Annotated in this window: 27 protein-coding genes; all 27 read left to right on the plus strand. The window is 57.8% G+C overall.

Features of this window, described 5'->3' with window-relative positions:
• Positions 1-212: hypothetical protein (locus KGZ89_08580; GenBank protein MBS3974905.1), on the plus strand; the 212-nt coding region annotated here is incomplete at its 5' end.
• Complete coding sequence (gene tadA, locus KGZ89_08585; GenBank protein ID MBS3974906.1) at positions 169-1,878, plus strand: Flp pilus assembly complex ATPase component TadA; 1,710 nt, start codon at positions 169-171, stop codon at positions 1,876-1,878. The genes KGZ89_08580 and tadA, both read left to right, overlap by 44 nt.
• 34 nt (positions 1,879-1,912) lie before the next feature.
• Entirely contained in the window at positions 1,913-2,977 is a 1,065-nt protein-coding gene (locus KGZ89_08590; GenBank protein ID MBS3974907.1) for a type IV pilus twitching motility protein PilT, read from the plus strand.
• Positions 2,978-2,993: 16 nt separating this feature from the next.
• Positions 2,994-4,214, plus strand: coding sequence for a type II secretion system F family protein (locus tag KGZ89_08595; GenBank protein ID MBS3974908.1), 1,221 nt, complete (start codon positions 2,994-2,996; stop codon positions 4,212-4,214).
• Positions 4,215-4,336: 122 nt separating this feature from the next.
• Complete coding sequence (locus KGZ89_08600) at positions 4,337-4,702, plus strand: prepilin-type N-terminal cleavage/methylation domain-containing protein (protein MBS3974909.1); 366 nt, start codon at positions 4,337-4,339, stop codon at positions 4,700-4,702.
• Between the two features lie 151 nt (positions 4,703-4,853).
• On the plus strand, positions 4,854-5,681 hold the full coding sequence (locus KGZ89_08605) for a prepilin peptidase (GenBank protein ID MBS3974910.1): 828 nt from the start codon (positions 4,854-4,856) through the stop codon (positions 5,679-5,681).
• A 152-nt stretch (positions 5,682-5,833) separates the two neighbouring features.
• Complete coding sequence (locus KGZ89_08610; protein ID MBS3974911.1) at positions 5,834-7,456, plus strand: hypothetical protein; 1,623 nt, start codon at positions 5,834-5,836, stop codon at positions 7,454-7,456.
• A complete protein-coding gene (locus KGZ89_08615) occupies positions 7,453-8,052 on the plus strand; it encodes a prepilin-type N-terminal cleavage/methylation domain-containing protein (GenBank protein ID MBS3974912.1) in 600 nt (199 codons plus the stop codon). The genes KGZ89_08610 and KGZ89_08615 overlap by 4 nt, the downstream gene beginning before the upstream one ends.
• A 27-nt stretch (positions 8,053-8,079) precedes the next feature.
• Entirely contained in the window at positions 8,080-9,582 is a 1,503-nt protein-coding gene (locus KGZ89_08620) for a hypothetical protein (protein ID MBS3974913.1), read from the plus strand.
• Between the two features lie 149 nt (positions 9,583-9,731).
• Positions 9,732-10,847, plus strand: coding sequence for a type IV pilus assembly protein PilM (pilM, locus tag KGZ89_08625; GenBank protein ID MBS3974914.1), 1,116 nt, complete (start codon positions 9,732-9,734; stop codon positions 10,845-10,847).
• A gap of 2 nt (positions 10,848-10,849) precedes the next feature.
• Positions 10,850-11,491, plus strand: a complete 642-nt coding sequence (locus tag KGZ89_08630; GenBank protein MBS3974915.1) for a hypothetical protein — start codon at positions 10,850-10,852, stop codon at positions 11,489-11,491.
• Between the two features lie 29 nt (positions 11,492-11,520).
• Positions 11,521-12,147 carry a type 4a pilus biogenesis protein PilO gene (pilO, locus tag KGZ89_08635; GenBank protein ID MBS3974916.1) on the plus strand — a complete coding sequence of 209 codons (627 nt, stop codon included), beginning with the start codon at positions 11,521-11,523 and terminating at the stop codon, positions 12,145-12,147.
• A 26-nt stretch (positions 12,148-12,173) separates the two neighbouring features.
• Entirely contained in the window at positions 12,174-12,773 is a 600-nt protein-coding gene (locus tag KGZ89_08640; protein ID MBS3974917.1) for a hypothetical protein, read from the plus strand.
• 23 nt (positions 12,774-12,796) lie between these two features.
• Positions 12,797-13,951, plus strand: coding sequence for a chorismate synthase (aroC, locus tag KGZ89_08645; GenBank protein ID MBS3974918.1), 1,155 nt, complete (start codon positions 12,797-12,799; stop codon positions 13,949-13,951).
• Positions 13,951-14,466, plus strand: a complete 516-nt coding sequence (locus KGZ89_08650; protein ID MBS3974919.1) for a shikimate kinase — start codon at positions 13,951-13,953, stop codon at positions 14,464-14,466. Before aroC ends, KGZ89_08650 begins: the two co-directional genes overlap by 1 nt.
• The gene (gene aroB, locus KGZ89_08655) at positions 14,463-15,548 is read left to right on the plus strand and encodes a 3-dehydroquinate synthase (protein ID MBS3974920.1); all 1,086 of its coding nucleotides are present in this window, start codon (positions 14,463-14,465) and stop codon (positions 15,546-15,548) included. The genes KGZ89_08650 and aroB overlap by 4 nt, the downstream gene beginning before the upstream one ends.
• 58 nt (positions 15,549-15,606) lie before the next feature.
• Complete coding sequence (aroQ, locus tag KGZ89_08660) at positions 15,607-16,050, plus strand: type II 3-dehydroquinate dehydratase (GenBank protein ID MBS3974921.1); 444 nt, start codon at positions 15,607-15,609, stop codon at positions 16,048-16,050.
• Positions 16,047-17,135 carry an aminopeptidase P family protein gene (locus KGZ89_08665; GenBank protein MBS3974922.1) on the plus strand — a complete coding sequence of 363 codons (1,089 nt, stop codon included), beginning with the start codon at positions 16,047-16,049 and terminating at the stop codon, positions 17,133-17,135. The genes aroQ and KGZ89_08665 overlap by 4 nt, the downstream gene beginning before the upstream one ends.
• A gap of 24 nt (positions 17,136-17,159) precedes the next feature.
• Positions 17,160-17,720, plus strand: a complete 561-nt coding sequence (gene efp, locus KGZ89_08670; protein MBS3974923.1) for an elongation factor P — start codon at positions 17,160-17,162, stop codon at positions 17,718-17,720.
• A 40-nt stretch (positions 17,721-17,760) separates the two neighbouring features.
• Positions 17,761-19,635 (plus strand): acetyl-CoA carboxylase biotin carboxyl carrier protein, encoded by a 1,875-nt coding sequence (gene accB, locus KGZ89_08675; GenBank protein MBS3974924.1) that lies wholly within the window; start codon positions 17,761-17,763, stop codon positions 19,633-19,635.
• 9 nt (positions 19,636-19,644) lie between these two features.
• On the plus strand, positions 19,645-20,994 hold the full coding sequence (accC, locus tag KGZ89_08680; protein MBS3974925.1) for an acetyl-CoA carboxylase biotin carboxylase subunit: 1,350 nt from the start codon (positions 19,645-19,647) through the stop codon (positions 20,992-20,994).
• A gap of 30 nt (positions 20,995-21,024) precedes the next feature.
• Complete coding sequence (locus KGZ89_08685; protein ID MBS3974926.1) at positions 21,025-21,375, plus strand: Asp23/Gls24 family envelope stress response protein; 351 nt, start codon at positions 21,025-21,027, stop codon at positions 21,373-21,375.
• Between the two features lie 32 nt (positions 21,376-21,407).
• A complete protein-coding gene (nusB, locus tag KGZ89_08690) occupies positions 21,408-21,842 on the plus strand; it encodes a transcription antitermination factor NusB (GenBank protein ID MBS3974927.1) in 435 nt (144 codons plus the stop codon).
• Positions 21,835-22,065, plus strand: coding sequence for an exodeoxyribonuclease VII small subunit (gene xseB, locus KGZ89_08695; GenBank protein MBS3974928.1), 231 nt, complete (start codon positions 21,835-21,837; stop codon positions 22,063-22,065). The genes nusB and xseB overlap by 8 nt, the downstream gene beginning before the upstream one ends.
• 26 nt (positions 22,066-22,091) lie before the next feature.
• Positions 22,092-24,023, plus strand: coding sequence for a 1-deoxy-D-xylulose-5-phosphate synthase (gene dxs, locus KGZ89_08700; GenBank protein MBS3974929.1), 1,932 nt, complete (start codon positions 22,092-22,094; stop codon positions 24,021-24,023).
• Entirely contained in the window at positions 23,989-24,789 is an 801-nt protein-coding gene (locus tag KGZ89_08705) for a TlyA family RNA methyltransferase (GenBank protein MBS3974930.1), read from the plus strand. Before dxs ends, KGZ89_08705 begins: the two co-directional genes overlap by 35 nt.
• A gap of 2 nt (positions 24,790-24,791) precedes the next feature.
• On the plus strand, positions 24,792-24,994 hold a 203-nt coding region (locus KGZ89_08710; protein MBS3974931.1), incomplete at its 3' end, for a hypothetical protein.

The following is a 24,994-nucleotide window of genomic DNA, read 5'->3' on the forward strand; positions in this document are numbered from 1 at the left end:
AGCCCGAACCCGAGCCTGCGCCCGAACCCGAACCCGAACCTGCGCCGCAGCCCGAGCCCTACACCCCTGTCGCTCCTGTCGAGATGTGGTTTGGTGAAGCGAGGGTGGGCGTGAAGCAGGGTAGCCGCACGTACGATCTGCTTGTAGGATACGCTCAGGTCATAATCGATGATTTCAAGCGGGCAAACTCGGGAGGAGGACCTCTTGATTGACGCGGGACAAAGACTCGGCCAGCTTCTAATGCGAGCCGGCATAATCACTGACAAACAACTCGCGGATGCGCTGCAGGTTCACTCGGCAACCGGGAGTCCGCTTGGCCGCGTGCTCGTTGACCTAGGGTATGCCTCACAGGGTGCGATTCTCTCGGTCATGGCCTCACAGATTGGCATAGCGTATATCGACTTCAATGAAAAACGCCCCGAACAGGCCGCGGTGGCCGCAGTTCCAAGAGAGCTTGCGGAAAGATATACGCTGATGCCGGTTTCGATTTCGGAATCCGGCGAGCTAGTTGTAGCGATGGCCGACCCGCAAAACATTTTGGCCATCGATGATCTCAGGATTGTCACTGGCTTTGAAGTCAAGCCAGCAATCTCCACCAAAGAAGACATCATGGCGGCGATCGAGGAGCACTACAAGGTCGCGGAACATACGGAGGATGACACCTTCGTCGGCACTGAGGATATGGACCAGTCCGAACTTGAGCAGCTAAAAGACGTAACCTCTGACGCGCCCATCGTCAAACTGGTGAATTTCATCATTCAAAAAGCGGTCGCCGAGCGAGCCAGCGATATTCACATCGAGCCTCAAGAGCATGATCTGAGGGTTCGTTTTCGGATAGACGGAGTGTTGCACGAGATAATGCGCAGCCCCCGTACCGTGCAGGCCTCGATCATCAGCCGGTTCAAAATCATGGCCGATATGGACATCGCCGAGTCCCGAAAGCCGCAAGACGGTCACTGCGCTGTGACGATATCCGGTCACAGCATCGACTTCAGAGTTTCAACCCTTCCGACCGTTTATGGAGAGAGAGTTGTATTGCGCATACTGCGCAAGGATGCGATCCTTTTGCAACTCTCTGACCTTGGGTTTCTGCCTTCAGTGCTCGAACGTTTCGAGTCCTCATTCAAAAAACCGTACGGGGCCATTTTGGTCACCGGCCCCACGGGGTCAGGAAAGTCCACCTCTCTTTATGCGGCGATCAACGTCTTGAACTCGCCTCACAGGCATATCATAACCGCCGAGGATCCGGTGGAGTATCGTCTTGATGGTATCAACCAGTGTCAGGTCGCGCCCAAGTCGGGCTTGACCTTTGCTCGCGCACTTCGGTCGTTTCTGCGCTGTTCGCCCGATGTCATTCTTGTCGGTGAGATTCGGGATCAGGAGACCGCGAAAATCGCGGTAGAGTCCGCCTTGACGGGTCACCTTGTGCTGTCGACCCTGCACACGAACGATGCCCCGGGCGCTATAACTCGCCTGATCGAGATGGGCGTGGAGCCGTTTTTGGTGTCCTCGGCCATCGACTGTATTCTTGCGCAGCGCCTGGCTAGGCGCTTGTGCTCCAGCTGCAAGCAGGAATACCGGCCAGCCGATAGTGTTTTGATTGAAGTGGGCTATCATCCTGACAACTTGCCCGAAAAAGTTTTCAAGGCCAAAGGCTGCAAAAAGTGTGGAGGCACCGGTTACAAGGGTAGAATGGGTGTGCATGAGGTTTTGCTGATGACCGAGGAAATCAGCCGCCTGACAGTGGAAGAGGCGCGCGCCGAGAAGATCAAACAGGTAGCGATAGACGAGGGTATGTTGCCGCTAAGGCAAGATGGTCTCGAAAAGGTTAGAATGGGAGCGACATCGATCGAGGAGATAATGCGCGTTATAGTGTAAAACTATACGGGGAGGCCCGGTGGGGGATTCAAAGATGCCATACGATCTGAATCAGCTGCTGCTGGCGGCTCGCGACAGGGGCGGCTCCGATCTGCATCTGACCGCTGGTATCGCGCCAGTGATTCGTCTTAACGGCGCTTTGCGGGCGATCGGTGATTCGGTCCTGACATGCAGCTCAATTCAGCAACTGCTCTTTGAGATCATGTCTGAAGCCCAGCGTTCCAAGCTGGAAAGGGAGCTGGAGTGTGATTTCGCACATTCGATTCCGGGTGAGGCGCGCTTTCGCGTCAATGCGTATTTTCAGCGAAACAGCATGGGCGCGGCGTTTCGCCTGATTCCCAAGGATATACGATCGATAGAGGAATTGGGGCTTCCGCCGGTGTTAGAGAGCATAGCCGATAACCCTAGGGGGCTCGTACTCGTTACCGGGCCCACTGGCTCCGGCAAGTCGACTACTTTGGCGGCGATGCTCAATTACATCAACAACACACGCACGGAGCACATCATCACAGTCGAGGATCCGATCGAGTACCTGCACTCCCACAACCTCAGCGTTATCAATCAACGTGAGGTCGGAAGTGACACTCACTCTTTCGCGCAGGCACTGCGAAGCGTGTTGCGCCAGGACCCGGATGTGATCTTGATCGGCGAGATGCGTGACCTAGAGACGATCTCAGCCGCATTGACAGCCGCCGAGACCGGACATCTGGTCTTTGCGACCCTGCACACAATTGACGCCACTCAGACAATCGACAGGATCGTTGATGTTTTTTCGCCACATCAGCAAAACCAGGTAAGAGTACAGCTGGCTGGAGTTTTAAAAGGTATAGTCAGCCAGCAGTTGCTGCCCAGCCTCGACAACAATGGCCGCGTCGTGGCCGCGGAAGTGCTGATTCCGACGACAGGTATTCGCAACATAATCCGGGAAGGCAAGACCTATCAGCTGAGCACGGCTATGCAGACCGGCCTCTCTCAAGGGATGCTAACGATGGACAGTGTGCTTGCCGATATGTATCTGCAGGGCAAAATCGCTTACGATATAGCCATGCAACGCGCCGTGGATACTGGTACGCTTGAGTCGCTTATTCGTGATAGGTAGTTTGCGCAAGGAGTAGATGTTAATGGCTACGTTTAACTATTCGGTCCGGGACAAATCCGGAAAGATCGTAAAAGGCTCTCTCGAAGGCGAGAGTAGAGACGCCGTTAGTGCCAAGCTGAGGCAGATGGGCTACATCATCCTCGAGCTCGATCAGCAATCGGCTTTGGCCGCTTTAAGCCAGCTGAAGATCGGCGGCGGCAATGTCAAGCCAAAGGACATCACGATCTTTTCGCGTCAGTTTGCCACGATGATCAACGCCGGACTTTCTCTGACAAAGTGTCTTTCAATTCTGGCGGCACAGACCGAAAGCGATGCCTTGCGCACGATAATCCAGGCGATCTCTCGTGATGTCGAGGCGGGACAGTCCCTTTCCGAGTCGCTCGGGAGGCACCCCAAAACCTTCCCGCCCATTTTCGTGAATATGGTGAGAGCCGGCGAGACCGGCGGTGTGCTCGACGAGGTGTTGGTGCGCCTTGCTGATCACTTTGAAAGCGAGCAGGCGCTCAAAGGCAAGATCAAGTCCGCGATGACTTATCCGATCGCAATGGGTGGACTAGTGCTTGTGATCCTGGCCGCCATGATGATCTTTGTGGTGCCTACTTTCGAAAGAATGTTCGCCAGCATGGGCGGCCAGCTACCCTTCATGACTCAGGTTCTGGTGAATATCTCGGACTTTGTGGCAGGCATAGGCGGCATTATTCTCGTGGTTGCTTTTTTTGCAGCCAGCTTCGCGTTCAAGTTTTGGGTCTCAACAGCCACGGGGCGCTTTATCTGGGACGCCTTCAAGCTCAAATCTCCGGTCGTTGGTCAGCTGAACCGAAAAGTCTCCCTGGCGCGTTTCACGCGCACCTTTGGCACGCTGGTATCTGCGGGCGTTCCTATACTTTCGGCACTTGATATAGTCGCGGATACGGCTGGAAACGAGGTGGTAGCGCGCGAGGTGAAGAAAGCCCGCTCGGCGATAAAGGAAGGGGAAACGATCGCAAAACCGCTCTCCGATTCCAAGGTGTTCCCGTCGATGCTGGTACAGATGATCGCGGTCGGCGAGGAGACCGGCGCCCTTGACGCGATGCTCAACAAAATAGCTGATTTTTATGACGAGGAGGTCTCGGCGCAGGTTGACAGCTTGACGTCGCTTATCGAACCGCTGATGATGGCTTCGCTAGGCGGGGTTGTTGGCGCGATGGTGGTTGCACTCTACATGCCGATGTTCCAGGTCATCACGCTCGTTCAGTAGTAACCGTAAGGTACTTTGAAAGTTTTCTGATATCCGCTAAAGGCTTCTAGTGATTTGTCCGATAAAAGATAGTGTAAAGTTTGTTTGGTGCAATGTAATCAAGAAGAGAAGGAGGAACACCGATGCAGATGTTTCGTAGGAAGGACGAGGGCTTCACCCTTGTCGAGCTGATGGTCGTAATTCTTATTATCGGTATACTTGTCGCGATCGCCATACCAGTCTTCAATGCCGCACGCGCTACCGCCCAGGAGCGGACGTGCCATGCGAACCAGCGCACGATCGAGGGTGCGGCGCAGACGTGGGTCGCGAGTGAGGTGGGACGCAACATCGCAGATCTGGACGGGGCGATTGCATCGGGTGCCGGAGAGCTGGTACCTGCTTTCATCGCGGAGATACCTGAGTGCCCGACGAACGGCGTGGCCTACGACCTTACAAACGGTACGACTACCTGCCCGGATGCCGTTGCTGCACACGGACGCTTCCAGTAGGTCAGAGCATTAGTTGCGGTCAGGGAAGGCCGGCGCGATCCATGCGTCGGCCTTCATCGCGCCTCGTATCCCACATGCGCTATTCTGAGTGCGCGCCGTCTAAAAGTGGCGCTCTTGTTACCCTTAGGAACAATCACTACGGGAGTGAGTATTGGACCTCATCGATCTATGGTTTTTCGTAGGGCTCTTTCTGCTCGGCCTTGCTCTTGGTAGCTTCGCCAATGTTGTCATCTGGCGCTTCCCGCGGGGGGAGTCGGTCGTCTCTCCTCCGTCCGCGTGTCCCGAATGTGCCGCCGCTATAACGTGGCGAGACAACGTCCCCGTGCTCTCCTGGCTTTTGCTGCGCGCACGGTGTCGAGCCTGCCAGGCGCCGATCTCGGCGCGGTATCCGATCGTTGAGCTGCTAAGCGCTTTGCTCTGGCTTGTCGCCGCACTCTTCTTTGGCGTTGGGGCGCAGGCGATCGTCGTTGGCATATTCTTCTGGACACTTCTGGTCCTGACATTCATAGACATCGACACGATGCGCCTTCCCAATCCGATCGTGGGAGCGCTCGGGGTATTTGGTGCGGCTCTCGCTGTCTACTCGCACTTTGCCGCTGTTCCCGTACTTCCGTTCACGCATGAGCCTGCCATTGGCTCGCCTCTACTGCAGGCTTTGATCGGCACACTTACCGCCGGTGGAGTCAGCCTTGCCATGGCGCAGCTCTACAAAGGCGTGCGTGGAAGGGCGGGCATGGGAATGGGAGATGTGAAGCTGCTGGCGGCGATTGGACCCTTTCTTGGCGTGTACACGATCGGAGTGCTCTTTGCAGGAAGCGTGCTGGGAGCCCTCTGGGCTCTGTCTGGCGCGGCTGTAAAGCAACTGGACATCAATGCGCGGATCCCATTCGGGCCGTTTTTGGCCGCAGCAGCGGTGCTGGTGGCGCTTTTCGGCCCCGATGTGTGGCACTGGTACGTGGCGCTGGTAGATGTGAGTTAGTCATCCGGCAACGATCTGACTTTCGGCATAAGATAGTCAAGTGTCACTGGCCTTGTGTCGATAGGTATAATTGATAGGAAAGGAGTTGCGGGTCACCTATGCCGCATGGTTGATCAGGCGGCGGTGGCGCCTTTACAGTGCAGGAGCGAAAAGTGTTGCCAGTTAATTGCGCTTGGAATAAGCGCGCCGATGATGAGGGCTTTACGCTGGTCGAAATCTTGATGGCCTCGGCCATCATGTTCTTCGTCGCGACCGCCCTGTTTGGGCTTGTCGCGACATCAACGATGCTCGGAGTCGCATCTAAGGCAAACGCAGCGGGCGTGAACGCGGCCAACGGCTTTCTTGAGGAGGTGCGGCGGGTTCCGTTCAATGAGGTGAACCAGACGCGGGTCAATCAGATCGCCGGCGCCTATTCAAGGACGATCGATGGAGTCGCGGTCTCGATCTCGGCGACCGTCACGCCACAGTGGTTCGCCGAGCAAGACCCAGGCACGGCAAGTCCTGCGTACATGAACGTGGCGGTAGTAGCACGAGCGGTCGGACCGGATGGCAGAGTGCACACCTTCAGAACGGGAACAAATATCAGCAACCTCAGGGCGACAGGCACTCTTCCCGGAGGCGGAGGCGGCGGCGGGGAGCCGCAAGTCCCGCCACCGACCATAGAGCTGCGCACCGGTATGCCTATGAGCGGCGCGGTTCGTGGCACGAGTGTGCCGGTGGGATTGTCGGCGGAAGCGGGTGGATCCGGCGTCACGCTGAGGCGTATCGATATCACTGCGGGAGGCTCTCTGGTTCTTGAGAAGCTCACCACCGAACTGAGTGACAGTGTATCCGGGTTCTGGGACACGACTAGGATTACCACAGAGGGCGCCAGCTTTCCCGATGGTGTGTACGAGATGCGCGCATCGGCCCGGGACAGCAGAAACCAGCTTACTGTGCGCGCGTGGAGCCTGACCGTGGACAACTTCCCGCCCAATCCGCCGGGACAGCCCGTCGTGGATGCAGTCAACTCCGCGGCGAACTCGGTGACATTCGGATGGGTTCCCGCTAGAGACGGCACCGACTGGGTTCGATCGTATCAAGTCGACTGGCGTATACAGTCTTCGACGTCGTCGGCGTTCAACATGGTGGGTACGCCCGCTATCGTGACCCCGGTGGACTGGACCGCCCGTCAGCGCTGGACCGGCGCGACATTACCCCTCAGCCGGTATAGGGTCGATGTCACCTCACGTGGCCCGCTCGCGGAAGGACAGACCACCCCGCACTTCACAGCCGGTCCGGTCTCGGCGTTCTTTATCTCGCGGGGGTCGTTTGCGGCTACCGTAACAGTGACCGATGTGGGAGGAAGCAACGCGCGCGCTCAATTCAATCTGGACCTGACTTCAAACGCGCCTACGTTTTCGACGGGCTCTGTCAACTACCGGTGGCAGTACCGGTACCATGTAGATAAGGAGACCGGTACATGGATAGATCTTGCGGGCACAGGTTCGTCGAGCCCTCGCTTCACCACTACGAACTGGCAGGCGCCTCGAAACGGCAGGTTCACCCACAGTAACATCGAAAACAGGGGATGGATCGAGTTTCGCTGCCTCGTGACAGTGACGCCCGCCGGAGGCACCATGGTGCAGGTTCCGTCGTCGTTCGCTCGCTTCAGCCGCGCGGAGAATAACATCGGCCAGGCTGCACGCGGTGCCGATAATTGGGCGCGCTGGGAAAACCCGCCCACGGTCACCCCCCCGGCCCCAGCTATCGACTGGGGGATGTGGCTGCAGTGAGGGTACGGTGCTTACAGGCGAGAAAAGACGACGGGTTCTCTCTCACGGAGCTTATCGTCTCGCTCACGTTGCTTGGCTTTGTGTTAGCTCTCGCGTACTCGATTTCCCAGGTCGTATCTATAGGACAGCGTAATGCTGACAGGCAATCGCTAGTCGCCAGGGAGATCACATACCCGCTCACGAGAATCAGCGAGATCCTCATACAGAACCACCGTATCGAGGTGTCACCCGCTCCCACGGGAATGACGCTCTCGGTTAGAACCGATCAAGATCTCAACGACCAACAAGAGCAGCATAACTTTCGGCTCGTGACGGAAGGCGGTGACACGTACATCGAGCAGCAGGTGTTCTTGCTGAACAGTTCAGGCGTGCGGGTGTTGCCTGTGCAGCGTGTGGCACGGTGGGGAACACGGGTGACTAACGTGGACGCAGGCGTACCGCTGTTCCGGTACTTCGACGCGAGTGGTGCGCCGATAGCCGACATGTCCCGGGTGCCAGACGCTGCGCGCAGTGTGGAGATCACGATTCGTTCGACGGTGGATGGCCGAGTTGTTCAGGACTCGGTCCGAGCCGCGTTCAGGAACCGGGACTCATAGAGTAGAGAGGCACGAAGGATGTCTGCGTTGGCACATCTCATAAATCGGACGCGAGTCAGTGACGCGGGATACGCGATGGTCGTTGTCATGGGAATCATATCGGTTCTCACTGTCGTTGCTTTTGGCGGTTTCGCGCTAGCGTATCAGACCTTTCATGAGGCGAACGTCAACACTCAAGAGGCCCAAGGATTCCAAGCCGCGAACGGCGCGCTTGACGCCGCCATTGCGCGACTCCGCTTGAGCGGGTATCGCGCGAACGATTTCCCGATGCACTTCACGCGTGCCCAGCTGGGGTCGGGAGAAGCGACCGTCACCGCCACCGTCGGCTCGGTGCACGAGATCGTTTTGACTTCAGTAGGTCGCGGAACGGACGGTTCGGCTGAAACGATACGCGTGCGTCTTTTCGTGATGGATCTTTACGGGATGAACATCGCGTACGGGTCGGGGTTCAACCAGAGCGCGGGCGGCAAGTTTAATGGGAATGCCTCCGTGTTCGGACCGTTCTACACGCTCGATGACTTGAGACAAGGTGAAAATCTAGGGAATTCGATGGCAGGCGGTTTTGGATGGGGACCGATTTACATCAACGGGGGCACACTCGACGTCAAGTCAGGGTACCTGGTTGATGTTGGGCTCCTCTATGTTGACCCGGCCCACCCGGATCCCAGAGTAGTGAATCCGGCGGTCACCCGCGTCATCCGGTCAGTGCCTCAGATGACCATCCCAAGAGTCGATAACGCATACCTTGACGCGACGTACGCGCAAGCGGTCGCGCAGTCGCAGGACAACATCCAGGGCGATCCTGCTCTCAGGCCAACCGCGAGCAACAGCGAGTGGGGACCGGTTCCGCCCCCTAGCGGTCCGCGCCAGTACTTAGGGATCGCAGCCGCCGGGGCGAGGGCGGATGCGTATAAAGTGATCGACAATAACTCGGTAAGGGACCGGAGCCGTACGACCGCGTTTGTGATCGGTGGCAGCCAGCCGTTTGGCCGCCCTGGAGATGATTTCGCATGGGATCCTCACCCTGACCGTCGCACGCTTACCGTGTGGGGCACTGTGTTCATCGATGGGCCCCTCGATTTCACCGGCGGCAGGATCAATTACGTCGGAAACGGCACCATCGTCGCGAACGGCGATGTGCGGTTCGTAAACAGTGACTTCGTCCCCCTCAATGGGCTACTTCCAGGCGTGGTGCCGACAGGGGTGGAACTTCCCAACCAGAGGTTTCTTTCGGATCAGGTGGTCGGGATAGCCACGCCGGGGACCATTCGTTTAGGCATTTCTTCCGGAGGGAACGCGAAGAACCCCGATGGCGTGCCGACACATGCGGGAGCGTTCTTTGCCGACCGGCAGATAATCATCGAAGCGCGTGTGATGATGGTCGGCTCAGTCATTTCTCAAGGAATCGAAGTCAGCGGGAACAACAACATGGATTTAAGGACGAGCCCAAACCTTGGCGATGTGGTGTCCCATGCGATGCCTGGGTTTGGGCTGAACGTGGTGAGTATCGGAGGGTGGGCACGACAGTGAGAAGCGTGCCGATCCTCCATTCTTTTTTTGAGGCAACGCGAGATGTTGCATTGATTGCTACCATATGGGTAAAATAACCTGCATGAGGTGTGTTAGTTGTAGTATTGTTCGTAGTTGTGTCGTAACAGTGATGGTAGAAGGGGGAAGTTGTGAGCTTTACCTCCCTCGGTTCTCAGCCGATACCGGCAGGGCTTGATGTAGGCACAGACCAGATTAGAATCGCGCAACTCAAGCCGTCGGGCGCGGGCTTTGAGCTATTCGCTTACAGTCAGGCCGGCATGCCGCTTGGCGCGGTTGTCGATGGCGAAATCGTCGATCCAGCCACGGTTTCCTCGGCGATCAAAGAGGCGTGGCGCCACGGGGGATTCAAAGGTAAGGACGTCGCTGTCGGCGTATCGAATCAAAAGGTTGTCGTTCGTCTGGTGGACCTTCCCTATATGGATCACGCAGAGCTTCAGGGTGCCATTCAATATCAGGCGCAGGATTATATCCCGATCCCTGTTGAGGACGCGATATTGGATTTTCAGATCATCGGCGACTACATGACGCCTTCAGACGAGCACATGATGGAGGTGCTTCTGGTCGCCGCACAGCGCGACATGATAAGCAGCGTGGTTGCCGCTGTGGAAGGCGCCGGTCTTCGGCCCACCCTTATCGATGTCACATCGTTTGCCATTGCGCGTGCGCTGCTTGGCATCACCGAAAGTGTTCTGCCCGCCGAAGTCGATGGCCCGGAAGAAGCTATTGGCGTCATCCACATCTCGTCGGGTATGACCAACATAGCCGTGCTCGAAAAGGGAGTTCCGCGCTTTACCCGAGTCTCCTCAATCGCCGGCAACCAGTTCACGCAGGCGATCTCGAACGTCTTAAACCTCACCTTTGACGAGGCCGAAGAGCTCAAGCTAAAAGCGGGACTGCCCGATATTGAGGGCGGGGACAGTGTTTCCGAGGATCAGTCTGTGCAAGTGGCCAGGGACGCTCTCGAAAGAGAGGTCAACAAGTTCATCGCCGAGGTTCGGCGTTCTCTCGACTACTACCTGACCCAGGCTACTCAAGCCAAGACTATCAGCAAGATATACATGACAGGTAGCGGGGCTCAGCTCGCTCACCTCGCGCAGTATCTTTCCAAGGGCCTTCAGGCCGAAGTGCTACTGGCCGATCCGCTTGCGCACTTGCAGGTAGCCCCTGCCCTCGAGAATGCTGTACGCGTTGACCGCATGGGAATAGCTCCCGCTGTTGGCCTTGCGTTGGGAGGTGTGCGGTAAGTATGGCGCGCATCAACCTGCTCCCACGCGAGATAGCCGAGAAGCGAAAGTTTGAACGCAGGATCGGCTTTGTATTGGTGGCCGGCCTGATCGTTTACGTAATCTTATTTGTTGCTTATGCAGGGTTGGGTTGGGTTGTCTCTCAGCGCAATGCGGAGCTTCAGTCGCATCTTGAGCTGGCGGCATCACTGAGCGCCCAGGCGGAGGCCTTTAAGATATTCGAGGACAAGGAAGCGGATCTCGATCGACGGCTAGCAATCGCGGAGGTAGCCTTGGCCCAGCGGGTAGACTGGAGCAGGATAGCAAACGAGCTCTCCCTGGTACTTCCGCCCGATGTGTGGCTCACGGAACTTAGGGCCTCCGAGCAGGATGGCTTGCTGATGAGCGGCATCGCCGTCGATTTGGCTACCGATGTACCCGATTCTGGACACAAGGCGGTCGCCAGGACGTTGGTTCGCCTCGGCGGTCTCGAGTTGCTGCAAAATGTTTGGTTGACAACCTCTAGAAAGGCCATGTTTGCCGTTGGCGACGAGGGTGAGCGCCCGGTTATCGAATTCGAAGTGACGACCGGCGTCGTGCGCCCACCTGGACCGGCACAAGTAACAACCGTTGTACCTGCCCCGCCCGCCCCGCCGGCCCAATGAGCTAAAGGACAACATAAGGTACCGATGAGATGAAATTTACAGTACAACAGAGATTCATAGCGGTGATAGTGGTCATGGTGCTCGTCGCGGTCCTGATCGTCGCTTTGCTTGTGGTTCCTCAGTTCACGCGTCTGGCTGGTCTAGACCAGAGTGTTGCCCAGGCCCAGGCTGACGCTGACGCTGCTCGAGCTCTGCTTGGGCAAAGGCAAGACATCAAGGCACGCTCTGCGGAGACTGAAGCGAAGATCATGAGACTCGCAAACCAGCTTCCAGAAAATCCAGAGCTACCCACGTTTATCATTGAGCTTCAGGACGTCATCAATGAGTCCGATCTCGACTTTGCTGAATTGGCTCCGAGCGAACCAGGGCCCGCTGAGCAGGGGTACGAAACTATCTCAATCACTCTGGTCGTTCAGGGCGAGTGGGTCGACGTGGTAGATATGCTCCAGCGTCTACGAAGGGTTACACGGCAAATTCGGATAGTTGACTTCACGATATCGGATTTTGAGCCCCCCGCGCCCGCCGCCGAGGTGACACCCCCCGTGGAGCCCGATCCTCGCAATCTGGTTCAGTCTTCGATGACGATCGAGATTTACACTATGGGCGAGCCCCCGCCGGATCAAGCGACTACTCCCGAACCAGTGCCGGCCCCGTGATATGAACGCCAAAGAAAGGTTTCAGCGTGGATGACAGCGTGACATCGAATGCTTCGACAGAAGGCAAAGGCAGAGCGCCGTTCGGATTCGCTTCGAACCGTATTGTCATAGTTGTCGGTGCTGTTGTGCTTGTCTTGCTTCTTGCCGTAGCCGCTGCTTTCCTTGTTTTGAACTTCTTGAGGGGTACCGCCGAGGACATATTGCAAAACCTCGAGCCCGTAGTTGTCGAGGAGACCACTCCTACCGCCGAAGTCGAGATCGTCGAGCCTGAACCGCTACGCTACACCGAGCTGTTCACATTCCGCGACATATTCGACCCGGTGCTCAAGCCATCGTTGATCACAGCGCCCGGGCAGGAAGCTACCCCGACGCTAGATCCCGATGTGCTCTATCTTCTGAACGTCGTTGTCGAAGACGGCGTTTCCAGGGCCTTGCTGGAGCTCAATGCAACTCAGCATACTTTGGCGCAAGGCGAGTCGATTCCCGGAACCCCGTGGCTCGTGCAAAGCATCAACTCGGGCTCGGTGGTAATGCTCTTCGGGGACGTCCCCATTACGCTTTCGATCGGGCAAGGCGTGATAACGGACGAGACCGCCCCCGGCGCTCGGGTCCCCATCGCTAAATAGCGAAGTCAAAGTGAGGATTTCCGATGCGCTACGTCACAGCCGGTGAGTCACACGGACGAGCACTTACCGCGATAGTCTCCGATGTTCCAGCCGGTGTTCCGATTGAGCATCGAACGATAGATGCGGATCTCGCTCGCAGGCAAACGGGTTACGGCCGTGGTGGCCGAATGATGATCGAGCAGGACAGGGCTATCATCTCTTCAGGGGTCAGATTTGGGCACACGATCGGCTCCCCGGTTACTCTTACCATTTTGAACAGGGACTGGGATAACTGGACCGACATCATGCAGGTAGCTCCCAGCTCTACTGCCTCGCCTGCGAAGGTAACCGCCCCCCGACCCGGCCACGCCGATCTGCCTGGTTTGCTCAAGACGGGCTCCACAGACATTCGTGATGTGCTGGAGCGTGCGAGTGCGCGCGAAACCGCAGCTCGAGTTGGAGCCGGGGCGGTGGCACGCGCATTTCTCCAGGAGCTGGGTGTGGAGGTTTTTTCCTTCGTAGCTTCAGTCGGCGCCGTTCGCATGGGCTTGGTGCCTGATTACGAATCACTCGATCCAGCCGAAATCGAAGAGAGTGACCTTCGCTGCCCTGATACCGAGGCCTCAGCGCTGATGCGTGCTGCCATCGATGAGGCGGCTGCCGCCGGAGAGAGCTTGGGTGGCACATTCGTTGTCTTCGCTACAGGACTCGTTCCCGGACTCGGCGGATATGCGCAGGCCGATTCTCGCCTGGACGCCAAGCTGGCCGCTGCGATCATCTCTGTTCCGGCCATAAAGGGCGTGGAGTTCGGCGACGGATTTGCGCTCGCCGCGGTCACCGGATCGCTCGCTCACGACGAGATATTTCACAATCAGGCCCGCGGCTATCATCGGCTTACAAATCATGCGGGCGGGCTTGAGGGCGGCATGACTAACGGAGAGACCCTTGTGGTTCGCGCCGCAATGAAGCCCATACCCACACTGATGACACCGCTTGCCTCGGTAGATATCGAAACCCTAAAACCCGTAGATGCTTGCAAGGAGCGCTCGGATGTTTGCGCTGTTCCGGCTGCTGCAGTTGTGGCGGAGGCCGAGGTTGCGATGGTATTGGCGGCGGCTTACATGAAATCTTTTGGCAGCAGCAATCTCTCCGACATCCAGTGTGCACTGGAGGCGTATCGCCAAAGGATCGTCCGCTGATGGGCCATCTGTTTTTGGTGGGCTTTATGGGCGCCGGCAAGTCCAGCGTCGGCAGGGTGGTGGCTGAAAAGCTCGGCAGGCCATTTGTGGATCTTGATGAGGCTATCTTCTCGGCGAGTGGCATGTCGGCAAAAGAAATCTTTGCGAGCCAGGGCGAAGAGGTATTTCGTGCGCTCGAGACCGAGGCGTTGCTAAAGACAGAAGGCTCTCCCGACTCCGTGGTCGCATGCGGAGGCGGCGTTGTTTTGGCGCCTGCCAACAGGGAGACTCTCAAGCGAGCTGGCAAGGTGATCTACCTCAAGGTAGACGCCGCAGAGGCTCTGGCCAGGATAGGGGATACGTCCACGAGACCCCTTTTATCAGGGCCTTCCGGCGCCCTGGCGGCTACCAGTATTTTGCAGGCACGCGAATCGCTCTACGCGGCACTCGCGGACCAGGTCGTCGACACCAGAGGGCGCTCCATAGAGGAAGTGGCGTCCCTGATTGCAGAAGCGGTAGGCGGGGACCTGCCGTGATCAGGATTGAGGTTCAGACAAGCTCCGGCGACTACTTCGTCAACATCAAGGAGGGGTTGCTTCACGATTCCGGCCGGATCATCGCCGAGCATCTTCGCTCGAGTCGAGTTGCCGTGATCGCTGATGCGACAGCCTCCGAGTTTCACGGACAGATACTCCGAGATTCCCTTCTCGGCGTTGGGCTCGACGTTTTATGGCTGGAGGTGCCGTCTGGCGAGGCCAGCAAAAGCTGGGGAGTAGCCGGAGATCTACTGGAGAGATTGGCCGCGGGCGGTCTTGAGCGAAAAGACGCCATAGTGGCCTTTGGCGGCGGGGTGGTGGGGGATCTTGCCGGCTTTTGCGCGGGTGTATACATGCGCGGAGTCGACTACTTCCAGATTCCAACAACGCTGCTCTCCCAGGTCGATTCTTCTGTGGGCGGCAAGACGGGCGTGGATCTTGCGGCCGGAAAAAACCTTGCAGGAGTATTCATTCAACCCAAAGCGGTTGTGGCCGATATCTCGCTGCTCTCTACCTTGCCGAAAAGTGAGTGGGAAAGCGGTCTGGCCGAAGTCGCCAAATCGGCGATACTTACCGGCGAGGATTTTCTCGGCTGGATGGAGAGAAACGCCCCGAGGCTCGTTGCGCGCGATATCGCATCGACAGGTCACGCTGTCGAGGAGAGTGTGCGATTCAAGGCCGGCGTTGTCGCAGCCGATGAGCGAGAGGCCGGGCTGCGTGAGTCCTTGAACCTCGGTCATACTCTTGGTCACGCTATCGAGAAGGTTGCGGGCTACGGTTGCGTTTCGCACGGAGTGGCTGTGGCCTGGGGAATTCGTTTTGCGGCGCGTCTTGCAGTGAGGCTCGGCGCAGCGCCGCCCGACTTCGCTTCTCGGCAGGAGCGACTGCTCTACAACCTCGGCTTGACGTCGAGGGTGGGCGAAGTGGATGCAGATGCGATACTCTATGTTATGCGATCCGACAAGAAGGCGCGCGGCGGAGTGATCCGTTTCGTTCTTGCCGTTGCTCCGGGCTCTCATGTGGTCTTGCCGGTAGAAGATCGCGTGATCGCCGAGGAGCTCATGGCGTTTCTTGCTGGTTGAGCGATGGATTCCGCGTAAGGGACGATATCGACCTTTTGGTTAGAGACTGGGGGCAACGATGCTGCGCATACTTGTTATCAATGGCCCGAACCTCAACACTCTCGGGAGCCGTGAACCTGAGGTTTACGGCAAGACTACGCTCTCAGACATCGAGGCGACTGTCACGCAGGAAGCATGCGCTGCCAACGCCGAGATCGGGTTCTTGCAATCCAATCACGAAGGTGCCCTGATCGATGCCTTCCAGGATGCCTGCGGCCGGTATGACGCGGTCGTTTTCAACCCAGGCGCGCTCACGCATTACTCCTACGCGTTGCGTGACGCGGTGGCTGCGTGCCGCATCCCGGTGATAGAGGTCCATCTGAGCAACATCGCCTCTCGCGAGAAGTTCCGCCGGAAAAGCGTCATCGCTCCGGTTTGTGTCGGCCAGATATCCGGCTTCGGGCCGTACTCTTATGTTCTCGGTGTTCGAGCCGCCATCGAGAAGGCGAGGGAAAAGTCGTGAACACGGATCATCGCATAGCTCTTCTCCGGCGGCGCCTTGCTGACGCTGAGCTCAGCGCGATAGTGGTGACCGACTCCACGAACATGCTCTACCTGACAGGGTTTGAGGGCGTATTCGATGAGAGTTCGAACGTCGCATGTGTCATCAGTCAGACGGGAGCTTGGGTATACACCGATTTTCGCTATGAAGCAGCGGTGAACCAGGCATGCGAATCGACACAGTGGGTCTTGAGGACAGTGAGCGACTCGCTTTACATCCGCTTGTGCGAAGATATCGCCACCGACGGAATTGACTCTCTGGCGATCGAGTCCTCTGTCCCTTACGGCCGCTTTCGCTACATCTCTGAGCGCTTTCAGGGCAATATCGAGGTGGTAGATCAATGGATAGAGGAGATCCGTCAGGTAAAGGAGGTCCATGAGATCGAGCGCATCAGGGCGGCGGCTGCCCTGACCGACCGGGCGTTCGAGCATATCCTGCCCCATCTGGTTCCTGGAGCCTCTGAACGCGATATTGCCCTGGAACTCGAGGTCTTCATGCGCCAAAATGGCTCTGAGGGGTTCGCGTTCAGGCCGATAGTCGCAAGCGGCGTCAATTCGTCGAGACCTCACGCCATAGCCAGCGATCGCAACTTTTCGGCCGGCGACTTCGTTACCATCGATATCGGGGCGAAAGTCGGCGGGTATTGCGCCGACATGACGAGAACTGTAGTTATCGGCAAGGCTTCCGCCCAGCAAAAAGAGATCTACGGACTGGTGAAAGAGGCGCAGGAAGCCGGATTGTCCGCTGTTCGCGGTGGACTGCGCGGATATGTAATCGACGAGGCTGCGCGTCAAATTATCAACAAGGCAGGCTTCGGTGACCTTTTTGGCCATGGACTCGGGCATGGCGTTGGGCTCGAGGTTCACGAGCTGCCTACTGTGAGTCCGCGCGGAAGAGATGCCGTGCTCTCGGGCTCCGTTATTACAATCGAGCCAGGCATCTATGTTCCTGGCCTCGGCGGTGTTAGAATTGAGGACCTGGTCGTGGTAGAGGATAACGGTTGTACCGTACTGTCCAGCTCGCCACGCGAACTCCTGGAAATCTGATATCGAAAGGCAAGAACTTAAAAGATGGCCATTTCCACTAGCAACTTCAAAAACGGCATGTGCATTGTCCACGAAGGGAAGCGCTGGGTGATCGTGGAGTTTCAGCATGTAAAACCTGGTAAGGGCGGCGCTTTTGTTCGCACGAAGCTAAAAGAGCTCGAGAGCGGACGGGTCGTAGACTACACATTTCGCGCTGGCGAGAAGTTCGATGATGTCAGAGTGGAGACGAAAAAGATGCAGTTTCTATACTCATCCGGATCTTCGTTCCACTTTATGGACTCCAACACTTACGAGCAGGTAGAGTTGGACTCGGACTTTGTCGGTCAGGCAGCCAAGTGGCTTCGGGAGAACGACGAAGTCGAGATATTGACCGCAGATGGCGAGCACATAGGCGTTGAGCCTCCGATGTTCGTTGAGCTTGAGGTTACCGCGACGGATCCTGGATTCAAGGGAGATACCGTGCAGGGAGCCACTAAGCCTGCAACCCTTGAGACCGGAGCTGTCGTGCAGGTTCCGATGTTCGTCGAGAACGGCGACAGGCTCAGGATCGACACACGCGATGGGCGGTATGTAACCCGCGTTTGATTCATGATTGCCGGCAGTCAGCTTGGTGAAGGAGTAGTGTATGCAGCCTGTTTTCATCACGGACACAACGTTACGTGATGCGCACCAGTCCCTTTGGGCGACGAGGATGCGCCTGGGTGATATGTTGCCGATTTTGGACAAGATGGATCAGGTCGGCTACTGGTCGCTCGAGGTGTGGGGCGGCGCTACCTTTGATGCCGCACTGAGGTTCCTCGACGAAAACCCCTGGGACCGCCTGAGGGCTATCAAGCGTAGCTGCCCGAAGACCCCATTGCAGATGCTGCTTCGCGGCCAGAACCTGGTAGGCTACCGGCACTACTCAGATGATCTTTGCCGCAGATTCGTGCACGCTTCCAAGCGCAACGGCATCGATGTCTTCAGAAACTTCGACGCGCTCAATGACATCCGCAATATCCAGGTCACCGCAGAAGCGATTAAAGAGTGCGGCGGAATCTTTGAAGGCGCGCTTAGCTACACGGTCAGCCCGGTCCACACACTCGATTCCTATCTGGAGCACGCCCAGGAGCTCAAAGACGCCGGGGCGGACATCATCGGAATCAAGGACATGGCGGGGATGCTCACTCCATTTCGCACCGAGAAGATGGTCGCGGCGCTGAAAAAGGAGATAGGGCTTCCGATCAGGGTGCACTGCCACTACATCGGCGGGATGGCGCCGATGAACTACCTGAAAGCCATCGAAGCAGGCGCGCAAATCATCGATACGGCGGTTGTCGCGCTGGCATTCGGCAACAGTCAGCCGGCTGTCGAGATGATAGTCGCCGCTCTAAAGGAATCGCAGTACGACACCGGGATCGATCTTGAGCTGCTTTTCGAGATCGCCGAGTACTGGGAGGATGTTCGCATTCGCAACAACTTCAAGCGCGGCGTGACTTCACTGATGCACATGCAGGTATTCAGCCATCAGGTTCCTGGAGGAATGCTCTCTAACCTCATTAGCCAGCTTGAGCTGCAAAACGCCAGTGACCGGCTGGTAGAGGTTCTCGCCGAGATACCGAAGGTTCGCGCCGAGGTGGGGTATCCTCCGCTGGTCACTCCGATGTCACAGATTGTTGGCACCCAGTCGGTGATAAACGTCCTTACCGGCAAGCGCTGGAACGTCGTGCCGCAGGAGATGAAGGATTACATCCGCGGGCTGTACGGTCGTGCTCCAGGGCCGATGAACTCCGCGATCGTCGAGAAAGTTTTGGGCAATGAGCAGCCGCTCTCGCCCGATGTGCGCCCGGGCTCACTGGCGACAACGACCTACGCCGAGATAGAGGCCGAGATCGGAGAGCTTGCTCAAAGCGAGGAGGACGTACTAATGTATGCCCTCTTCCCTAACGAGGCGCGCAACTACCTGCAGGCAAACAAGGACGGTCTGACCGGCGCCGTTTTCAGGATGGGCGAAGAGGTCAAAACCGTCATGGAGGGAGATGAGTCTATGGATGTCAATAAAGTCCGCGAGATCGTGAAGATCATCGAGCTTTCCGATGTAAGCGAGATCGTGATTGAGGAAGGCGAGTCCAGGATCGTAGTTCGAAAGGGCACAACCGGATCCGGCGATTTTGCCGCCAGTCAGTCCCGTCAGGACTCCGCATCTGCCGCATCTGCTTCGGGCGCCGCTGCACAAACTTCGCCGGCCCACTCACCTAATGGCGATCAAAGACCGGCGAACTGGAAACCTGTTATCGCTCCTATGGTCGGAACGTTCTATCGCTCTCCGTCTCCCGGGTCGCCCGAGTACGTCCAGGTCGGGGATTCGGTAGCGGAAAATCAGACTCTTTGCATTCTCGAGGCGATGAAGCTCATGAACGAGATCACCGCCGAGGAGGCCGGAGTTATCCGTGAAGTGTGCCTGCCAGACGCTGCTGCGGTGGAGTACGGTACCGCCCTTTTCTACTACGAGCCGGCGTAGGTTTCGCGGATGTTCAGCAAGATATTGATCGCCAATCGTGGTGAGGTCGCACTCCGTGTCATTCGCTCTTGCAAGGAGCTTGGCATAGAGTCTGTTGCCGTTTACAGTGAAGCGGATCGCGACAGCCTGCATGCCCGAATGGCCGACAGCGCTGTTTGTATCGGCCCGCCAGTTTCAAGCAAAAGTTACCTGAACATGGTCAACGTGATCTCGGCCGCGCTTATGAGCGGTGCGCAGGCGATTCACCCGGGGTATGGTTTTCTCGCCGAGAACGCGGCGTTCGCGCGCGCTGTTCAAGATTCGGGGCTCGTGTTTATCGGGCCGTCTCCAGAGGCCATAGAGCGCATGGGTGATAAGTCTGTGGCGCGTGCGACTGCGATGGCCGCTGGCGTACCCTGTGTGCCCGGAAGCGACGGGGAGATCGAGACCGTCGCAGATGCGCTGCACTTTGCGACCGAGGCCGGCTACCCGGTGATCATCAAGGCTTCCGCCGGTGGCGGTGGCAAGGGGATGCGGGTTGTCTCGGAAGAAAGCGAGCTCGAATCCGCCTTCGTCGCCGCGCGAAATGAGGCAGGAGCGGCATTCGGACACGATGGTGTTTACCTCGAGAAGTACCTCGCTCGCCCTCGGCACATCGAGTTTCAGGTCCTTGCCGATACGCACGGCAACGCTGTCCATCTCTTCGAGAGGGACTGCTCGGTTCAAAGGCGGCATCAGAAGCTGATAGAAGAAGCCCCCTCGCCGGCTCTCGACTCAAAACTTCGTGCCGAGATGGGATCGGCGGCGTTGAAGCTTGTGCGGGCGGTCGACTATGTAAACGCCGGCACAGTGGAGTTTCTTCTCGACGCCGATGAAAGATTTTACTTCATGGAGATGAACACTCGTGTACAGGTGGAGCATCCTGTCACCGAACAGATTACGGGCGTAGACATCATCAAGGAGCAGCTGCGTATCGCCGCGGGTCACCCCATGAAGCATTGCAATCAGGACGACATCGTCATGCGTGGACACGCAATAGAGTTCAGGATAAACGCCGAGGATCCGGCGCATGGTTTCCGGCCGAATCCGGGCATGGTCAAGGTGTACAATCCTCCGGGTGGCTTTGGTGTGCGGGTGGACAGCCATCTGTACTCCGGCTACACGGTTCCCCCGAACTACGACTCTTTGCTTGCGAAGCTTATTGTTTGGGGTGAGAACCGTGATGAGGCGATCGCGCGGGCTCGAAGGGCGCTCGATGAGTTCATCATCGTCGGAATCCCGACAACGGTTCCATTTCATCAACAGGTGATTGAGATACCTGCCTTTCAGGCCGGGGAAGTTTATACTGATTTCATAGATAGCCATATGTCCCTTAAATGATCAGTCCGATTCCGTCTGTGGGGTTTTGAGATGTCTGAAGAGATCAAAGTCGAAGGAGTAGGGATCGCGCCTGGGGTTCTCGATACCATCGTGACGCTGGCCACCGAAAGCGTGGAGGGTGTTGCCCGGGTTTGTCCATCGGGACTTGCTCGGCTGATGAGAAAATCCAGCAGCCGCACCGCCGGCCGATCTGTCGAAGTGCTCGTCGATGAGAGTGGCCGCGCGAAGGTTTCCGTCCACATCTGCGTTGTATATGGCAACCCCTTGCACAGTGTAGCTTCAGCGGTTCAGGCCACTGTTGCCGAAGCTCTCGCAAGTCAGGCCGGATTGAGTACCGATTCCGTCGATGTATTCGTAGACGGAATAGAGTTCCCCTCCTAGGGGGGGGCAGCAGGGAGTGGATGCAACCAGTCATGCTTGAACGTTCACGCGCGCGACAGCAGGCGCTGCACATTTTATATCAACGTGAGATCACCGGCGATAGCGTCGAGTCCATTTTGCACTCCGGCTCGCACAGCGAAGAGAGCGGTGAGCCTTTGCCCTACTGCCGCCAGCTAATCACTGGAGTCCAGGCCAGACAGAGCGATCTCGATGAGACGTTGGGACTTATCTCGGAGCACTGGACAGTAGCGCGTATGCCCTTGGTGGATCGCAACATATTGCGTTTGGCCGCTTATGAGATACTTTTTTTGGAGGGCATACCGGTTTCGGTTTCGATCAACGAGGCCGTTGAGCTAGCCAAAATCTATGGCGGCGAGGATTCCTCGAAGTTCGTAAACGGGGTTCTCGGCAAGGTTGCTGCTTCGGCGGCGAAAAGAAAGGACGGTTCGATCCGAAAGGATGTCTGACGAACAGCACACATTCACGCAGGCGCGAGAGAGACTCGAAGAGATAGTGGCGCAGGTAAGAAAGAAGGACGTCTCTTTGGAGGAGAGCCTCGATCTGCTGGAGGAGGGCGTCAAGCTCGCCAATATCTGCACCGAGAAGTCCGACCACACCGAATGGCGGAGCGTGCTTGAAGGCTCCGATGAATCAGGCGACGAACAGGCTGTGGAATCGCCGGACAACTAAGGGAGTGCCATTTGGGCCCTGACAGGATTTTGGACACCATAGACTCCCCATGTCAGCTGGGTGACTTGAGCGAGAGCCAGCTCGGCACACTTGCAGAGGAGATCCGGCAGGAGCTCGTCGCTACTGTGGCGCGCAATGGAGGCCATTTAGCCCCAAATCTCGGGGTGGTCGAGTTGACTATCGGCATGCTTAGAGCCCTTGACTGCCCAAGTGACAGGATCATCTGGGACGTGGGGCATCAATCGTACGTGCACAAGCTGCTTACCGGCCGAAGGGAGCATTTTCACACCCTCAGGCAGTACGGCGGCGTTTGTGGATTTCCGAAGAGGGCCGAGAGCCCGCACGACGCCTTCGACACGGGGCACGCATCCGATTCCCTCTCTGTAGCGCACGGCCTCGCGCTCGCCCGTGACGCGGGAAGCGGCGAGGAGAGTGTTCTCGCGGTGATCGGAGACGGCTCAATGACCGGAGGCATGGCTTTCGAGGCTATGAACCACATCGGTCACCTCGGAACAAAGCTTATCATCGTGCTCAACGACAATGAGATGTCGATCGCCCAAAACGTCGGAGCGCTCGCTGGCTATCTGGCCAGGGTGCGGCTCGATCCGCGCTACAACCGTCTTCGGGACGACGTCGAGTCAGCCTTGGCCCGTACCCGTATCGGCGCGGCTATGGTGGCCGCGGGCGAGGCGGCAAAGGAGTCGGTCAAGCAGCTGCTCGTCCCGGGCATGTTCTTCGAGGAGCTTGGCCTCAAGTATGTGGGGCCGATAGACGGACACAGTATTACCGCAGTGCAATCGGCGGTACATCTCGCAAAGCTCGTCGACGGCCCGGTGATCATACACGCCGTCACTCGCAAGGGAGCGGGCTACGAGCACGCCGAGGACAAACCCGATACCTTTCATGGAGTCGGCCCTTTTTCGGTGGAGACCGGAAAATCCGAATCTTCAGGTGCTACCGCGACCGCTGCTTATACCGAGGTGTTCGGCCAGGCCCTGGTTAGAGAGGCCGCCCGCGACGATCGAATTGTGGCTATTACTGCGGCGATGCCTTCGGGCACCGGCCTTGACCTGTTTGAGCGACACTTCCCTGAGCGCTTTTTCGATGTCGGCATAGCCGAGCAGCATGCGGTCGCGTTTGCGGCCGGCCTGGCTCTCGGCGGAATGCGCCCGGTCGTGGCGATATACTCCACCTTTCTCCAGCGCGCCTACGACCAGATAATCATGGATGTCGCCCTGCAGAATCTGCCGGTTGTGTTTTGCCTGGATCGGGCGGGACTGGTCGGAGAGGATGGTCCGACCCACCACGGTGTATTCGACCTCACGTATCTGAGATCCGTGCCGAATCTCATGCTGCTCGCCCCTTCCGATGAGGCCGAGCTTGTTCATGCGCTGCACACCGCACTTTCGCACGACATTCCGACTGCGATCAGGTACCCTCGCGGAGTTGGTCCGGGGGTGGCAGTACCTGAGATTCCGGTGGTTCTGGAGGTCGGCCGAGCTAGAATAAAGCGCACTGGCTCCGATGTCGCGCTCGTGGCTGCGGGAAGAAGTGTCGCCGCAGCGGAGCGTGCTGCCGAGCTACTGTCCGATGACGATATCTCGGCGACCGTAGTCGACATGCGTTGGGTCAAACCTTTGGACATGGAGACACTCTTTGGTGCGGCCAAAAATCACAGGCTCATCGTAACCGTGGAGGAGAACACCGGCCTTGGCGGACTCGGATCGGCGGTTTTAGAAGCGCTTTCCGACATGGGCTCGGCGACACCCGTTTTGCGCATTGCGATACCGGATTGCTTCGTGACGCACGGCGCGACCGATAAGTTGCTCGAAGAGGTTGGATTGACGCCGGAGGGAATTCGCGGAGCGGTTCTCGGCAGGCTGCTCGACATGGGCGACGCGAGACATCAGACCAGGATCAAAGATGGCGCATCAGCGGCTCGACAACGTTTTGGTTAGCAGAGGCTTCTTCCTGACTCGCGAAAAGGCGCGTGCCGCCGTTCTTGCGGGAGAGGTGAGAGTCGCTTCTGTCAAGGCTATCAAGCCGGGCCAACGGGTGGACGACGACGCGACTATTGAAGTGGCTGCCGCGAAGAAGTACGTTTCTCGTGGGGGACTCAAGCTCGAAGGCGCGCTGGATGAGTTTCGCCTCGATGTCTCAGGGGTCCGCGCGATCGACATCGGCGCGTCGACCGGCGGATTTACCGATTGCCTGCTAAAACGCGGCGCTCGCAGCGTGACCGCTGTGGATGTCGGATATGGGCAGCTGGCATGGAGCTTGCGCGAAGACGAGCGGGTCACGGTGTTCGAGCGAACCAATATCAGGCATGCGACACCGGAGGCCCTCGGCGCACCCTTCGATCTGGCCGTGGTCGATGTGTCCTTTATCGGCCTTCTTGTCGTGGCCGGTCGTGTGATCGATCTTCTCGCCGAGGAGGGGAGTTTGCTTGCCCTGGTAAAACCTCAGTTTGAAGTTGGTAAGGGACGTGTGGGAAAAGGGGGTGTCGTGCGCGATCCGCTACTCCATCGCGAGGTTTTGCAGCGCGCATGTGACGGGATGCAAGATTTGGGGGCGACCACCCGAGGGGCGTGCGTATCGCCTATAACGGGGCCTAAGGGTAATATTGAGTTTTGGTTGTGGGCGCAAAAGGGCACAGGTCTTTCCGAGGCGGCCATTGATGTCGAGGCGATCGTCGCCGAGGCACACGAGAAGTTAGGGGCGTGACAGTGCGGGTACTACTTGTTCCCAATACCGCCAAACCGGCTAGCGTGTCGGCAGTCCGGGAGCTTGTCGAGTGGCTTCAAGGTTCGGGATTTCGCCCGGTACTGACGCTCGATGACGCGCGGGAGACGGGCATGACCTCTATCGGCTTGCCGCCCGCCGAGATAGGCGTACCAGTGCTGACTGTCGCCTTGGGCGGAGATGGCAC

The organism is Actinomycetota bacterium, from assembly GCA_018334075.1.
Lineage (GTDB): Bacteria > Actinomycetota > Coriobacteriia > Anaerosomatales > UBA912 > JAGXSC01.

Coding starts and splice junctions, on each gene's coding strand:
- tadA (MBS3974906.1), top strand. CDS start 169: ATGATTTCAAGCGGGCAAACTCGGGAGGAGGACCTCTTGATTGACGCG.
- KGZ89_08590 (MBS3974907.1), top strand. CDS start 1,913: ATGCCATACGATCTGAATCAGCTGCTGCTGGCGGCTCGCGACAGGGGC.
- KGZ89_08595 (MBS3974908.1), top strand. CDS start 2,994: ATGTTAATGGCTACGTTTAACTATTCGGTCCGGGACAAATCCGGAAAG.
- KGZ89_08600 (MBS3974909.1), top strand. CDS start 4,337: ATGCAGATGTTTCGTAGGAAGGACGAGGGCTTCACCCTTGTCGAGCTG.
- KGZ89_08630 (MBS3974915.1), top strand. CDS start 10,850: ATGGCGCGCATCAACCTGCTCCCACGCGAGATAGCCGAGAAGCGAAAG.
- pilO (MBS3974916.1), top strand. CDS start 11,521: ATGAAATTTACAGTACAACAGAGATTCATAGCGGTGATAGTGGTCATG.
- aroC (MBS3974918.1), top strand. CDS start 12,797: ATGCGCTACGTCACAGCCGGTGAGTCACACGGACGAGCACTTACCGCG.
- KGZ89_08650 (MBS3974919.1), top strand. CDS start 13,951: ATGGGCCATCTGTTTTTGGTGGGCTTTATGGGCGCCGGCAAGTCCAGC.
- aroQ (MBS3974921.1), top strand. CDS start 15,607: ATGCTGCGCATACTTGTTATCAATGGCCCGAACCTCAACACTCTCGGG.
- efp (MBS3974923.1), top strand. CDS start 17,160: ATGGCCATTTCCACTAGCAACTTCAAAAACGGCATGTGCATTGTCCAC.
- accB (MBS3974924.1), top strand. CDS start 17,761: ATGCAGCCTGTTTTCATCACGGACACAACGTTACGTGATGCGCACCAG.
- accC (MBS3974925.1), top strand. CDS start 19,645: ATGTTCAGCAAGATATTGATCGCCAATCGTGGTGAGGTCGCACTCCGT.
- KGZ89_08685 (MBS3974926.1), top strand. CDS start 21,025: ATGTCTGAAGAGATCAAAGTCGAAGGAGTAGGGATCGCGCCTGGGGTT.
- nusB (MBS3974927.1), top strand. CDS start 21,408: ATGCTTGAACGTTCACGCGCGCGACAGCAGGCGCTGCACATTTTATAT.
- xseB (MBS3974928.1), top strand. CDS start 21,835: ATGTCTGACGAACAGCACACATTCACGCAGGCGCGAGAGAGACTCGAA.
- KGZ89_08705 (MBS3974930.1), top strand. CDS start 23,989: ATGGCGCATCAGCGGCTCGACAACGTTTTGGTTAGCAGAGGCTTCTTC.